Here is a 13,279-nt window from a genome sequence, read left to right on the forward strand (position 1 = left end):
TGCACGAGCGGATGCCGCGTGCCCTACTGCACGAGCGGATGCCGCTCACGCTCGATGCGGTCGGCCAGACGCGTGCGCGAGCCCGGCGCGGGTCGCCACGCCCCGTCGGGATCGAGCCAGCTCGGCGGGCGGATCCACGGCGACCCGCGCTGCATGCGGATGCCCCACCCCGACGTGTCGATGCTGCGGTGGTGGAACCAGCAGAGCAGCACCCCGTTGTCGGGGTGCGTCGGGCCGCCGTCGACGTCGGGCACGACGTGGTGCACCTCGCACCAGGACGCGGGCACGGAGCATCCGGGGATCAGGCAGCCTCCGTCGCGCAGGGTGATCGCGCGCCGCTGGTGCGGGGTGAAGCACCGCTCGGGCGAGCCGAGCTGCAGGATGCGACCGTCGTCGTCGACCGCGACGGCCTGGATGCCGCCGGTGCAGATCATGCGTCGTGCGGCGCGCAGCGACACCGGCACGTCGATGCCGTCGGCGTGCGCGACGCCGTGGCCGGACTCGAGGTCGGATGCCCGCACGCTCACCAGCACCGTCGGCGGCGCACCTCCGATCGTCGGGCTGTCGGCGGCGCGCGCGGCGACGTCGATGATGCCGGCGACCACGTCGTGGCGCTGCTGGTCGGGCGTACGCACCTCGGACTCGCGCTCGAGGTCGGCGCGCTCCGCCGCCGTGAGGAACCCGCCGCCCGACCGCGGCGCGAGGTGCGCGTCGAAGAGCCGGCGCAGCCCCGCGGCGACCTCGGGAAGGAGCTCGCCGGTGAGCGAGACGAGGCCGTCGCGCGTGCGCCCGAGCCGCACGCCGCGACGACGCATGGCGCGCTCGTCGGCGGGCTCGTCGCCGTCCTGGTCGAGGAACGCGGCCCACGCCTGCGCCTGCGTGCGCAGCTCGTCGGCGGTCGCGCGGATCGGAGCGCCGTCGCCCCTGCCGGTCGCCTCGGCGACGAGTGCCCGTTCAGCGGCGGCGCCGTGGGCCGGGTCGGCCACCCGGCGCGGCTTCGCGAGTTCGCGCACGACCACGTGCGCCGCATCCGCCCCGATCTCGCCCGCATCGACGGCGGCGGCGAGCACCGGGAACTCGGCCGCGGCGGGATGCCCCGTGAGCCCGTCGCGCTCGCGGATCGCCGACCCGACGAGCACGCGCCGGCGCGCCTCGGCACCCGAGACCTGCGTGACCCGCTCGATGAGCTCGGACACCGACCGGCAGCCCTTCCGGGCGCTCAGTCGCGCGGAACCGAGCTCGACCCGGGAGCGCTCGGCGACCTCGCCCGCGACGACCGCGGCGAACCCGTCGACCCGGCGCCGCAGCGCCTCGACCTCGCCCGCGACGCCGAGCAGGTCGTCGTCACGCAGGCCGCGGGCGGCGTCGGCGTCGAGCCCGGCGGCCAGCACGGCCCGGGCCCGATCGAGCGCCTCGCGGAGTTCCTCCATACCTGCATCATGACGGATGCCACCGACATCCGGATCGCGCATCGAATGCCCGGTCAGCGGCGCTTTCTACACCATTCAGCCGTCTTGCGGAGACCACTCCCCCGCACTCGCTGACACGCCCTCCGCGACGCACCTGTGGAGGAGCCGACGCGCGTTCGGCGGTCCGGAGTCATCCGCCGCCCGTCGGCCGAATTCCCGCGACGACGGGAAGTCGCACGCCCACGGGTGGCCGCCGACGGCCACGCTCAGTGCCGACCCCCACTCCCCTCCCGGGCTGCTCCCGACGCGCAGCGACGTCGATCGGCGAAGACTGGGGTCACGGCGCGCGCCGCACCCGCGCCGTCGCAGTCGCCGCTCGCCGGCGGTCGCATCACCGGCAGTCGCATCACCGGCAGTCGCATCGCACCAGGGGGAACCGATGTCCGCAGCATCCGCTCGACCGATCACCGAAGTCCGACCCTCGCGGGTCGTCACCGCGGGCCCGACCCGCGAACTCCCCGCCGACCTGCCGGCCGAGCATCGACCGGAGACCGTGCCGGTCGCCGCCCGCGACCACATCGCCGCCACGCGCGGCGGTCGCACCTACACCGAGCGGGGTCGACACCGCGCAGCACCCGAGCGGCCGGCGCGCACCCCGGTGCTGCCCGCGGGCACGACCGCGCGTCGCACCGTCGAGCGCTGGCTCGGCATCCCCGGCGTGCGTCGCTCGCCGGGCTTCGCGGTCTGATCCCCGCTGCCGCCGACCGGGAGTGCCGAGCGACGCACCTCGCAGCGCCTCGGCACCCCGACGTACGCCGGCCTGCGCGCCGGGCCGCATTACGGCTCAGCCTGTCACGAATCAGCGGCCGGCGACCCCGCCCGTGACGCGCGTCGCACGCATGTGCTGCTCGAGCCACCAGGTCGCGCCGCCGTCGGCCGACGACCATCCGTCCCACTCGAACGCGTCGTCGCCGATCGCGCTGAAGTTCCACCGGATCGGCACCTCCGCGCCGTCGACGAACTCCACGCCGTCCTGACGGATGCCGTCGTCGCCGTGCGCCCGCGCGACGAGCGCGCAGTGGTTGCCGTGCAGCGTGCCGAACCACTGCACCCGCCAGGCGCCCAGCGCCGGGTCGTACGCCCGCACCGTCGTGCCCGCCGTCACCGGCTCGGCGCCGCGGTCGCTTCCGACGATGACGTCCTGCACGGCGCGTCCGCCCGCGATCCACGAGAAGATCCAGGTGCGCTCGCTCTCGACCCAGTCGGCCTCCGGACCCGGCCGGTAGCGATTGCGTACCGCCCAGGTACCGACGAACCGGCCGAACAGCGCCAGCTCACCGGCCAGCGACGGTTCGGGAGCGGATGCTTCGAGTGCACGCGCGAACTCGCTCATGCCGCGAGGCTACGCCGACCCGCCGTCGTTCGGGATCACGTCGGCGTGTCCTCGAGCCCCGGCACCGGCCGCGAGGAACCCAAGCGCTCCATCGACATCCCCTCGACCAGCGAGCCGAGCGCGAGCACGGTCTCGAACCGCCGGATGTTCGGGATCTGCCAGACACGATCGAGCAGCAGCTTCCGGAGGTTGCGGTGGTCGCTGAGGCGGAACTTCGCGAACAGGTCGAACTGGCCCGTGACCACCGTGAGCTCCTCGAGTTCGGGGATCTCCCGGAACGCGCGGAGCGTCTCGGAGAGGTCGTTCCCGGAGTCGAGGGTCACCGGCATGAACACGACCACGTCGTGCCCCAGGCGATCCCAGTCGATATCGACTGTGTAGGAGCGGATGACGCCGAGCCGTTCGAGGCGAGCGATCCGCTCGCCCACGGCAGGCGCCGACATGCCGACCGCGCGGGCGAGCGCACGTTGCGACTGACGCGCATCACGCGAGAGCTCGATCAGCAGCAGCCGGTCGATGTCATCGATCTCCACCGATTCGGACGGACGGTCGACCGCATCGACGAACGCCGACATCGGGCTCCTGCTGGTCATCCGCTCCCCATCCCGGTCGCACTCGGTGGGACAGTCTAGTCGGCGAGGATCGCCGCGACGTCAGGGTAGTTCCCGACCTCCCAGCCGCCGTCCACCACGATCGACGCACCCGTCACGTACGACGCCGCAGGGCTCGCGAGGAACAGCGCAGGCCCCGCGATCTCGTCCGGTTCGGCGGGGCGACGGAGCGCGATCCGGTCGTTCATCGCCGCCGCCAGCTCGGGGACCGACCGATACCCCTCGGTCAGTGGGGTGACGACCAGGCCGGGGAGCACGCAGTTCGCACGGATGCCTCGCGGCGCAGCCTCGATCGCCGTGTTCCTCGTGAACGCCTCCACACCAGCCTTCGCACTGACGTACGCGCTCCCCGCGTGCATCGGGATCCGGCCATTGATCGATCCGACGTTCACGATCGACCCGCCGTCGCGCATCACGGCGAGCTCCGCCTTGGTCGACAGGAAGACGCCGGTGAGCACCAAGCCCAGCGTGAACTCCCATTCGGCCCGCTCCATCCGATCGATCGGTGCGCCCCTCGACGCGCCGGCCACGTTGAACGCCAGGTCGATCTCCGCGGGCATCGCGTCCCGGAGCGCTGTCTCGTCGGTCACGTCCGCCCGACGCGGCGTGAATCGCGGATGTGTAGCGTCCTGAGGCGCCAGGTCGAGGCCGAAGACCACTGCGCCCTCCTCGAGCAGGGCGCGCGTGATCGCCAGGCCGATACCCGACGCAGAGCCCGTGACGACCGCCACGCGACCCGCGAAGCGGGCGCTCATGCGTCCTCCGCGAGATGCGTCTTCCGCAGGCGGACTCCCTCGGACCGGTCGGTCGCGAGATCGCCCAGGCTCAGCAGGGTCTCGATGCGGAGCACGTTCGGGATCTGCCAGACCCGGTCCAGGAGGAGTGCGCGCAGCTCCGCATGGTCGGCGAGCCGGAAGCGTGCCAGCAGGTCGTAGCTGCCAGCGATGACGGTGAGTTCCTCCAGCTCCGGGATATCGCGGAAGGCGCTCAGCGTCGGGGCGAGGTCCGTGCCGGAGTCGACGGTCACCGGCATGTACACGACGACCTCGTGGCCCAGCCGGTCCCAGTCGAGGTCGATCGTGTACCCGCGGATCACGCCCGACCGTTCGAGTCGCGCGATCCGCTCGGAGACCGCGGGCGCGGACATCTCGACTTTCGCGGCGATCTTGCGGACCGAGAGCCGGGAGTCCTCGGCGATCACCTCCAGGATCGCGATGTCGGTCTCGTCGATCCGCACGGGGTCGTGCGGTCGTTCCACCGCTCCCACCAGGGCCGACATCGGCGTCGAGCGCGTCACGACGTGACCGCCCCGACGCGACCCAAGGCAGGCCGCGCCCCACCCTCGGTCTCCCGGTACCACGACGCGAGCCGTGCGAGACCGCGCCGGAGCACGGGCTCCGACGCCGACAGCGAAATCCGCGCGAACGACGCGGCCACCGAGCCGAACGCGGTGCCCGGCGCCAGCGAGACGCCTCGCTCGACGAGCTCGATGCAGGCCCGACGGGAGTCGACGCCCGCGGCGAAGGACACCATCACGTAGAAGGCGCCGTCCGGCACGACCACCTCGATCCCCTCCGCTCGCAGGAGCCCGACGACGAGGTCGCGCCGTCGCCGGTAGCTTTCGCGCATCGCATCGACCTCCTCGCGCGGACCGGTCAGCGCCGCCATCGCCGCCGCCTGGCTCACCTCGCTCACGCACGACACGAGCGGCTCCTGAACCCTCCAGAGCGTCGGCGCGAGCCACGACGGGCTCGCGACGTAACCCACCCTCCACCCGGTCATGGCGTACGTCTTCGAGAAGCTGTAGACGCCGATCACGTGGTCGCGGTCCACGCCGATCGCGTTCGCCGGCGTCCCGTCGAAGATGAGCTCGTCGTAGACCTCGTCCGAGAGGACGAGCACGTCCCGGGCGGCGCACACCTCCACGATCTCGCGCACCACGGCCGGCGGGAACACCGCGCCGGTCGGGTTGCCGGGGCTGTTCAGCACGAGCAGGCGCGTGCGATCCGTGATGAGGGCGGCGATCTCCGCGGGGTCGGCGACGAATCCCCGATCGGCGGGGAGCGGGTAGTGCACGGCTCGTGCACCGGCGAGTGTCGCGAGCATCTCGTAGTTCGGCCATGCCGGGTCGGGGACGAGCACCTCGTCGCCGGGCGAGAGGGTCGCCGCCATGACGAGCTGGCAGGCCTGCACGCCGCCGGCGGTGACGATGACGTCGTCCGGGTGGTAGTCCAGGCCGCTCGCCTCGTGCAGGCGGCGCGCGAGCAGCGTGCGCAGCTCGGCGAGGCCGGCGGACTGGGTGTACCCGACGCCGTCCAGCGCCCTCCGCATCGCTGCCTCGGTGATGTGCACCGGGGTGGTGAAGTCGGGTTCGCCGATCTCGAGCCGATCGATCTCCCCGGGCGGACGCGCGACCACGAGGTTCACGATCTCGCGGATGCCCGACCCGCCGACATGCGATGCGTACTCGCCGATCCCCGCACTCACAGCGCGAGCCATCCGCCGTCGACCACCAGCGTGTGGCCGTGGACGTACGCGGCGTCCTCGCCGAGGAGGAACGCGACCGCCCCTGCGATGTCGCGCGGGTCGCCCAGTCGCCCGGCAGGGATCTTCGCCCCGGCACGCGCGAGCTTCTCCGGGTCGTCGAGCACCGCCGTCGTGAGCGGTGTCGCGATGGTCCCGGGCGCGACGGCGTTGACCCCGATGCCCAGCGGCGCGAGCTCGACGGCAGCCGAGGTCGTGAGCTGGCGGATGCCCGCCTTCGACACGTCGTAGGCGGCTTCGGGCGTCGACGACGAGACGAAGGCGGCGGTCGACGCGATGTTCACGATGCGCCCGCCCCCGGTGCGGCGGAAGTGGGGCACGATCGCCTGGATCGCGAGGAACGCGCCACGGAGGTTGACGGAGAGCTGCAGGTCCCACTCGGCGACGCTGTAGTCGACGAGCGGCTTCGCGATGGCGATCCCGGCGTTGTTCACCAGGCCGACGAGCGGCGCCGACCGCGCCGCGGCGAAGTCGACCAGCTGCGCCACGGATGCGGGGTCGGACATGTCGACGACGTGCGGGACCGCGCGGTCGCCGCGTTCGAGGATCGCGTTCGCGACGGCGCCCGCCCGGTCGGCGTCGAGGTCGGCGACCACGACGTCCCAGTCGCGGGCGGCGAGGAGGGTTGCCGTCGCCTCGCCGATCCCGCCGCCGGCGCCGGTGACGATCACGGTGCGGTGGTTCTGCATGTGGAGCTGCTTTCTGTGGAGTCGATCCGGTGCGTGGGGTGCGGGTCAGGCCAATCGGTCGCGGACCTCCCCGAGCAACGACACCGAGCGCATGGTCGCGTCGTGGTCGACGCCGGGGTACTTCGACCGGAACATCACGTGCAGGCCGTCGCCCACGATGTCGCGCAGTCGTCCGAGCAGGTCGGCCACGTCGTCGGGGGTGCCGAGCGACATCTCGCCGCGTCTGCGCGCGTGCTCGTCGGGCGACATGCGGTCGGGGTACCATCCCTCGTATTCCTCGGGACGCAAGCCGTACCAGTCGCCGTACACGCGGCGGGTGTACATGTACCCGTCACGGACCGCTTCCCATGCCGCATCCGCGCCGTCCTCGTGCAGGAACCCTCCCAGCGTGAGGTAGAACTGCACCGGTTCGTCGCCGCGGCCGTGCCGCTCGAGCGCCTCGCAGTAGAGCCGGTGACCGGTCTCCACCCGTTCGAGGATGCCGCGATTGTGCCCGCGCTCCGCGAAGACGTCCGAGTCGGTGCCACCGTCCATGATGAACGCATCCGCGAGGCGGGCGACCCGGTCGATCGCGGCCGGTGCGTGACCGCCCATCAGGAGCGGGATCGAGCCGTGCACCGGCTTCGGGAACACCTCGACCCCACGTCGCGTGAAGTGACGTCCCTCGAAGTCGACGGGGCCCGGGCTCCAGGCCTGTCGCAGGATCTCGCACAGTTCCTCGGTGCGCCGCACGCGGGTCGGCCGCCGGACGCCGAAGCCCTCGTACTCCACGTCGCGGTAGCCGAGCGCGAGCCCGAGGCGCAGGCGGCCGTTCGAGAGCTGGTCCACGAACGCGGCGTCCTCGGCGAGCCGGATCGGCTCGTAGAGCGGGGCCAGCGCCACCGAGATGCCGACGCCGATCCTCGTGGTCCGGGCCGCGAGGGCCGCCGCATACGGGAGGACGCTGCCGACGTAGCCGCTCTCGAGGAAGTGGTGCTCGGTGATCCACACGGCATCGAGCCCGACGCGTTCGGCGTGCTCCATCTCGCGCAGGGAGAGCTCGAGCTCCTCCGACTGGTCGAGACCGGTGTCCGGCAGCGCCTCGCCGCTGAACACCCCGAGTCCGATCTCCATGTCATGCACCTCTCTTCGCCTGCGCGCTCATGCGGCAGCCTTCATCTCGTCGTGGCGCCAGCATCGGACCACGTGGTCGGCGGAGAGCACCACTTCGTGGTGCGGTTCCGGGCAGTCCCCGCCGACGACCGGGCACTCCGCGCCGACGGTCGTCTCCTCCGCGGCCTCGCCGGCGAGCTCGGCTCGGAACAGCCGCCGGGTGTACGGATGCCTCGGGGCGGCGAACAACGCGCTCGTCGTCGCCCGCTCGACGATGCGGCCCCGGAAGAGCACGATCACCTCGTGGCTGGTCAGCCGCACCACCTTCAGGTCGTGCGTGGCCATCAGGTAGGTCATCCCACGCTCCTCCTGCATGCGCTCGAGCAGCGCGAGCACCTGTCCTTGGATCGAGACGTCCAGGGCGGAGGTCGGCTCGTCGAGCACGAGCAGCTTCGGAGCGCTGGCGATCGCGCGGGCGATCGCCGCACGCTGCAGTTCGCCGCCGCTGACCCCGCGCGGCCGTAGGCCCGCGAACGCGGACGATAGTCCGACCGAGGTCAGCAGCTCGGCGACGCGGCGATCACGGTCCGCCGGGCGTTCCGGATCGAGACGGAGCACCTCCCCGATCGACCATCCGATCGTCCGCATCGGGTCGAACGAGAGCAGGGGATTCTGGAAGACCATCTGCAACTCGTGCCGGCGGGCGCGCGACCGGCGGGCGGACAGCCCCGACAGCGGTGCGCCGGCGAGCTCGATCGCACCCGCATCCGGTCGGTGCAGCCCCATGATCAGGCGCGCGAGGGTGGACTTGCCGGACCCGGACTCCCCGACCAGCGCGACGGTCCGGCCGTGCGGGATGTCGAACGAGACGTCGTCGACGGGACGGATGGTGCGTCGACCGACGGTTCCCCGGACGCGGAACTCCTTGCGCACGTTGCGGACGCGCAGCAGTGGCTCGGTCATGGTACCTCCACGTTGTGGCATGCGACCCGACGACCGTCGGACCCGACCCGCAGGGCGGGGCGTTCGGTCCGGCAGAGCTCCGTCGCGAGTGGACAGCGCGCGGCGAACGGGCAGCTGTCCTCCGGGATCTCCCCCGGGTCCGGGATCCGCCCCGGGATGAAGCTGATGCGATCGGCCTCCGGGTCGGCCGACGCCACGAGCCCCGCGGTGTACGGGCTGACCGGATCCCGCATGATCTGCTCGGCGGACCCGTGCTCGAGCACCATGCCCGCGTACAGCACCACCACCTCCTCCGCCATCGACGCGATGGCGGCGAGGTCGTGGGAGATGAGCAGCAGCGCGCTCCCCCGCTCGCCGACCTCGCGCGCGATGGTCGCCAGCACCTGCACCTGGATCGTCGCGTCGAGGCCGGTGGTCGGTTCGTCGGCGATGACGAGGTCGGGCTCGCACACGAGCGCCATCGCGATCGCGATCCGCTGTGCCATCCCGCCCGAGAACTGATGGGGGTAGTCGAGCGCACGCCGGTCGGCATCGGGGATGCCGAGCTCCGACATCAGGCGCACTGCGCGGCGCCTCGCCTCGTGCTTGCCGATCGGGAGGTGCGCGCGCGCGACGTCGGCGATCTGGGTGCCGACGTTGACGACGGGGTTCAGGGAGCTGAGGGCGTTCTGGTAGACGATCGAGACGCGCCTGCCGCGCACGGAGCGCATCTCGTGCTCGGTCAGGTCGAGTACGGACCGCCCGTCGAGCTCGATCTCGCCGCCGACCACGCCGACCCCCTCCGGCAGCAGCCCCACGATCGCCCCAGCGGTCATCGACTTGCCGGAACCGGACTCGCCCACGACGCCGATGCGACGACCGGCCGGGATCTCCAGGTCGAGGCCCTGGACGATCGGGCGCCCGCCGACCGACTCGATGCGCAGGTCGCGTATGGACACCAGGTTCATCGGGTCCCCCAATCGGAGATGCGACGGCCGATGCCGTCCAGTGCGATCACGGTGACGAAGACCGCCAGGCCGGGGAAGAACGCCATCCACCACTGGCCGTAGGCGATGCGGGGCGCGCCGATCGCGATCATCGCGCCCCACTCGGGCTCCGGGATCGGGACCCCGAGGCCGAGGAAGCTGAGGCCGGCGATGACCTGGATCGCGAACCCCGTGTTGATCGAGAACTGCGACAGGAGCGGCCCGACCGAATTGGGGGCGATGTGCTGGACGATCACCCCGAAGCCGGTTCGGCCGGCCGTGCGCGCGACAGCCACGAAGTCCGCCTGCAGCAGGGGCGCCGCCACCGAGCGCGCGACCTTGAAGAACGCCGGCGTGTAGAAGACAGCGATGATGCCTGCCAGCACGAGACCGCCGTTGCCGAGGGCGGCGATCACCATGAGCGCGAAGAGGAACAGCGGGATGGCCTGGAACATCTCGGCGATGCGGGAGAGCACCTCGTCCACCCACCCGCCGAAGTAGGCCGCGACGCTCCCCAGCACGAGGCCGAGCAGGAGCGCGACCACGATGCCGGAGACCGAGAGCAGCAGGTCGGTGCGCGCCGCGTAAAGCACCCGCGTGAACACGTCCATGCCCTGGGTGTCGGTGCCGAACCAGTGCGCCGACGACGGCGGCTGGTTGGTCGCCGACAGGTCGGCCTGCACGGGGTCGTAGGGGGTGATCAGCGGCGCGAACGCGGCGAGCAGCACCAGCACGGCGAAGGTGGCGGTGGCGCCGCTCAGCAGGACCTGGCTGTGGAACGCACGGCCGATACTCGTGCGCGGCCGCTCCACGGAGGGCGGCTTCGGGGTGTCAACTGCCACGGCGGATCCTCGGGTCGATCGCGAGCGACACGAGGTCGGCGATGAAGTACAGGAGCAGGTACAGGGCACTGGTCAGGAGGGCCACGCCGATCACCGGCGCGAAGTCGAGGCGCTGCATGGAGAGCACCGCGTATTGGCCGACCCCGGGCCACGCGAACACGATCTCGACGAGTACGGTGCCGCCCAGGAGGTAGCCGAAGGTCATGGCGACCTGTTGCGCGATCGGGGCGGCCGACGACTTGACGGCGTACCGCGCGTATGCCACCTGCGGCGGCAGGCCCATCGCGCGGGCGGTGCGGAAGTGGTCGCTCCGCAGCACCCGGCCGACGACGTCGCGCGTGAGCGCGAGCAGGGCGGGGAACGCGCCGAAGGCGAGCGCGATCGACGGGAGCACGAGGTGGGCGATCGCGTTGGCGAACACCGCCCAGTCGCCGGCGATGGCCGCATCGACGACCGTCATACCCGTGACATGCGGCGGGGAGCTCATGCCGATGTCCAGCTCCCCGGTCGGTGCCGGCGCGATGCCGAGCGTGTAGGTGAAGACGTAGATCAGCAGGATGCCGAGCCAGAAGGTCGGCATCGCGACGCCGAACCGCACGAACCCGGTGATCAAGCGGTCGATCCAGGTCGCGGGGTGCAGCGCGGCCCAGACGCCGAGGGGCAGGGCGAGGAGCACGGTCAGGAGCAGGGCGGCGAGCGCCAGCTCCAGCGTGGCCGGGAACACCGCGGCGAGCGCCTCGGAGACGGGCTGTCGGGAGAAGGTCGAGGTGCCGAGGTCGCCCTGCAGGAGCCCGCCGAGGTAGTCGAGGTATTGCACGACCAGCGGACGGTTGTAGCCCAGCTGCTCGCGCAGCGCCTCGCGCTGCTCGTCCGAGGCGTTCTGGCCGGCGAGCAGGTAGACCGGGTCGCCGACGTTGTGGCTGAGCAGGAAGACGATGAGTGTCACCCCGAGCAGCGCGATCACCGACGTCGCGAGCCTGCGGAGGACGTACACGCCCCCGCCGATCACGGCGCTCTGGCGCATCGCGCTGCCCGGGATGATCGTCATCTCGTGTTCCTTCGTTCGCTCAGTCGCGGGTGAGCGGCTCGAACCGCATCAGACTGTCGGGCTCGAGCACGAACCCGGAGATGTCGTCGCGCATGGCCACGAGGTAGCTGGGCTCGCCCAGGCTCAGGATCGGCACGTCCGCGTTCAGCACCTTCTGGACCTCGGTCGAGAGCTGCTGGCGGGCGTCCGGGTCGAGCTCGACGGCCAGCTGCTCGGCGAGCGCGTCCATCTCGTCGCTGACGTACCCGTAGCGGTTCAGCACGGCGTCGGACGTGAAGAAGAGGAACACCGAGTAGTACGGGTCGTCGACGTAGCTCGACGACCCCGTGACCATGAATGCGTCGCCTTCCTGGGCGAAGCTGCGCTCTGAGAACGCGGCCGGCGCCAGCTGGTTGATGTTCATGGTGACGCCGATCTCGGCGAGCGCGCTCTGCACGGGCACGGCCAGCGCCTGGCCGATCGTGTCCGCGGTCGACACATCCAGCGTGAACTCGAACCCATCGGCGTAGCCTGCGTCGTCGAGGAGGTCCGCGGCCAGCTCGAGGTCCTCCGTCGTGACGCCGTTGTCGGCGTCCGCGTCGAAGCTCGCCGAGTTCTGCGGCCACAGGCCCTGCGGGGTCTGGGCGTACCCGAGGCCGACCTCGTCGGCAATCGCGTCGTACGGGATGGCGTGCGAGAGCGCTTCGCGCACCCGGACGTCACCGAACGGCTCGAAGCCCTGCACCAGGCCGATGTAGTTCTGCGCCCTGGACGGCACGTCGACGATGGTCACGCCGTCGGTGCCCTCGAGCCCCGCGATCGCGTCGGCGGACAACCCCTCCGCGATGTCGAGCGTGCCGTTGGCGAGCAGCTGCGCGCGGTCGGTCTCGCTCGGGATGATCTGCATCACGACGGTCTCGAAGTAGACGTCGTCGGCGTACGGGTAGTCCTCGTTCTTCTGGAGCACGACCTGGTTGCCGGCCTCGTAGTTCTCGAGGGTGTAGGCGCCGCCGCCCAGGCTGTTCTGCGCCATCCAGTCAGCCGCCCAGGGGTCGTCCTCGGTGGCGTGCTCGGCGATCGCGACCGAATCGAGCACCGAGGCGTCCTGGTCGCGCAGGAGCTGGCCGAACATCGGGCTGGGCGACGGGAGCGTCACGACGAACTGCGTGTCGTCGATCTTCTCCAGCTGCGACGCGTCAGTGATGCCGGCCGTGTTGAAGATGAAGACCGGACCCGTGCCCATCCCGAGCGCGCGCTCGATCGTGTAGATGAAGTCGTCGCTGGTGATCGGGTTGCCGCTCGGGAACGTCGCCCCCTCGGTCACCGTGAAGGTGGCGGTGAGGCCGTCCTCGGACATCTCGTAGCTCGCGGCCTCCGCGACCGTCTCCGACGTCTCGCTGATTCCGTACCCGTCGCCCTCGGCGACGGGGTACTTCTGCCACTGGAAGTAGGTGTTCTTGATGATCTCGTTGGCGATCGCCTCGCTCGCCGTGCCCGGGTCGAACGTCGCCGGGTCACCCGCGATGCCGATCACGAGCTGTCGGTCGTCGCTGGAGTCGGACGCGTCGGTGGTGCCGCCGGCGGAGCACGCGGCGAGCGCGAGGCCCGCGGTGACCGCGAGGCCGATGGCGGCGGTCGCACGGCGAGCGCCGAGGCCGCTGCTGCGGAACAGGGATTTCATGCTGGTGCCTTTCGAATGCGGATTCGGGTTGGTGGTGGGGTGGTGCGCTTCAGGGGTGAATCG

At 71.4% G+C, this 13,279-nt stretch carries 14 protein-coding genes; 1 reads left to right on the forward strand and 13 read right to left on the reverse strand.

Annotation, left to right across the window (positions count from 1 at the left end):
• Positions 1-23 precede the first annotated feature (23 nt).
• Positions 24-1,430, reverse strand: a complete 1,407-nt coding sequence (locus tag ABZK10_RS02415; RefSeq protein ID WP_353807586.1) for an HNH endonuclease signature motif containing protein — start codon at positions 1,428-1,430, stop codon at positions 24-26.
• A 418-nt stretch (positions 1,431-1,848) separates the two neighbouring features.
• On the opposite strand from ABZK10_RS02415, the gene ABZK10_RS02420 reads away from it, so the two are divergent.
• Complete coding sequence (locus ABZK10_RS02420) at positions 1,849-2,157, forward strand: hypothetical protein (protein WP_353807587.1); 309 nt, start codon at positions 1,849-1,851, stop codon at positions 2,155-2,157.
• 111 nt (positions 2,158-2,268) lie between these two features.
• Here the strand turns inward: ABZK10_RS02420 and ABZK10_RS02425 are convergent, their stop codons facing one another.
• Genes ABZK10_RS02425 through ABZK10_RS02480 form a run of 12 tightly spaced genes read right to left on the reverse strand, consistent with a single transcriptional unit; the run spans position 2,269 to position 13,216 of the window.
• On the reverse strand, positions 2,269-2,802 hold the full coding sequence (locus tag ABZK10_RS02425; protein WP_353807588.1) for a hypothetical protein: 534 nt from the start codon (positions 2,800-2,802) through the stop codon (positions 2,269-2,271).
• Between the two features lie 35 nt (positions 2,803-2,837).
• Complete coding sequence (locus ABZK10_RS02430; protein ID WP_353807589.1) at positions 2,838-3,395, reverse strand: Lrp/AsnC family transcriptional regulator; 558 nt, start codon at positions 3,393-3,395, stop codon at positions 2,838-2,840.
• A gap of 35 nt (positions 3,396-3,430) precedes the next feature.
• Entirely contained in the window at positions 3,431-4,168 is a 738-nt protein-coding gene (locus ABZK10_RS02435) for an SDR family NAD(P)-dependent oxidoreductase (protein WP_353807590.1), read from the reverse strand.
• Positions 4,165-4,671 (reverse strand): Lrp/AsnC family transcriptional regulator, encoded by a 507-nt coding sequence (locus ABZK10_RS02440; RefSeq protein WP_353807591.1) that lies wholly within the window; start codon positions 4,669-4,671, stop codon positions 4,165-4,167. The genes ABZK10_RS02435 and ABZK10_RS02440 overlap by 4 nt, the downstream gene beginning before the upstream one ends.
• A gap of 35 nt (positions 4,672-4,706) precedes the next feature.
• On the reverse strand, positions 4,707-5,900 hold the full coding sequence (locus tag ABZK10_RS02445; protein ID WP_353807592.1) for a pyridoxal phosphate-dependent aminotransferase: 1,194 nt from the start codon (positions 5,898-5,900) through the stop codon (positions 4,707-4,709).
• On the reverse strand, positions 5,897-6,646 hold the full coding sequence (locus tag ABZK10_RS02450; RefSeq protein ID WP_353807593.1) for an SDR family NAD(P)-dependent oxidoreductase: 750 nt from the start codon (positions 6,644-6,646) through the stop codon (positions 5,897-5,899). The genes ABZK10_RS02445 and ABZK10_RS02450 overlap by 4 nt, the downstream gene beginning before the upstream one ends.
• A gap of 45 nt (positions 6,647-6,691) precedes the next feature.
• Positions 6,692-7,759, reverse strand: a complete 1,068-nt coding sequence (locus tag ABZK10_RS02455) for an LLM class flavin-dependent oxidoreductase (RefSeq protein ID WP_353807594.1) — start codon at positions 7,757-7,759, stop codon at positions 6,692-6,694.
• Positions 7,760-7,786: 27 nt separating this feature from the next.
• Positions 7,787-8,701, reverse strand: coding sequence for an ABC transporter ATP-binding protein (locus ABZK10_RS02460; protein ID WP_353807595.1), 915 nt, complete (start codon positions 8,699-8,701; stop codon positions 7,787-7,789).
• Positions 8,698-9,639, reverse strand: coding sequence for an ABC transporter ATP-binding protein (locus ABZK10_RS02465; RefSeq protein WP_353807596.1), 942 nt, complete (start codon positions 9,637-9,639; stop codon positions 8,698-8,700). Before ABZK10_RS02465 ends, ABZK10_RS02460 begins: the two co-directional genes overlap by 4 nt.
• 5 nt (positions 9,640-9,644) lie before the next feature.
• On the reverse strand, positions 9,645-10,508 hold the full coding sequence (locus ABZK10_RS02470) for an ABC transporter permease (RefSeq protein ID WP_353807597.1): 864 nt from the start codon (positions 10,506-10,508) through the stop codon (positions 9,645-9,647).
• Positions 10,498-11,556: an ABC transporter permease gene (locus ABZK10_RS02475; protein WP_353807598.1), complete on the reverse strand. Its 1,059-nt coding sequence runs from the start codon at positions 11,554-11,556 to the stop codon at positions 10,498-10,500. Before ABZK10_RS02475 ends, ABZK10_RS02470 begins: the two co-directional genes overlap by 11 nt.
• 19 nt (positions 11,557-11,575) lie before the next feature.
• A complete protein-coding gene (locus ABZK10_RS02480; protein WP_353807599.1) occupies positions 11,576-13,216 on the reverse strand; it encodes an ABC transporter substrate-binding protein in 1,641 nt (546 codons plus the stop codon).
• Between the last annotated feature and the right edge of the window lie 63 nt (positions 13,217-13,279).

Origin of the sequence: Agromyces sp. SYSU T00194 (assembly GCF_040496035.1) — a bacterium.
Classification (GTDB): domain Bacteria; phylum Actinomycetota; class Actinomycetes; order Actinomycetales; family Microbacteriaceae; genus Agromyces; species Agromyces chitinivorans.

Excerpts from the sequence above, each read along its gene's own strand:
- ABZK10_RS02480 (WP_353807599.1), bottom strand. The coding sequence starts at position 13,216 with ATGAAATCCCTGTTCCGCAGCAGCGGCCTCGGCGCTCGCCGTGCGACC.
- ABZK10_RS02460 (WP_353807595.1), bottom strand. The coding sequence starts at position 8,701 with ATGACCGAGCCACTGCTGCGCGTCCGCAACGTGCGCAAGGAGTTCCGC.
- ABZK10_RS02425 (WP_353807588.1), bottom strand. The coding sequence starts at position 2,802 with ATGAGCGAGTTCGCGCGTGCACTCGAAGCATCCGCTCCCGAACCGTCG.
- ABZK10_RS02420 (WP_353807587.1), top strand. The coding sequence starts at position 1,849 with ATGTCCGCAGCATCCGCTCGACCGATCACCGAAGTCCGACCCTCGCGG.
- ABZK10_RS02455 (WP_353807594.1), bottom strand. The coding sequence starts at position 7,759 with ATGGAGATCGGACTCGGGGTGTTCAGCGGCGAGGCGCTGCCGGACACC.
- ABZK10_RS02435 (WP_353807590.1), bottom strand. The coding sequence starts at position 4,168 with ATGAGCGCCCGCTTCGCGGGTCGCGTGGCGGTCGTCACGGGCTCTGCG.
- ABZK10_RS02415 (WP_353807586.1), bottom strand. The coding sequence starts at position 1,430 with ATGGAGGAACTCCGCGAGGCGCTCGATCGGGCCCGGGCCGTGCTGGCC.
- ABZK10_RS02475 (WP_353807598.1), bottom strand. The coding sequence starts at position 11,556 with ATGACGATCATCCCGGGCAGCGCGATGCGCCAGAGCGCCGTGATCGGC.
- ABZK10_RS02430 (WP_353807589.1), bottom strand. The coding sequence starts at position 3,395 with ATGACCAGCAGGAGCCCGATGTCGGCGTTCGTCGATGCGGTCGACCGT.
- ABZK10_RS02450 (WP_353807593.1), bottom strand. The coding sequence starts at position 6,646 with ATGCAGAACCACCGCACCGTGATCGTCACCGGCGCCGGCGGCGGGATC.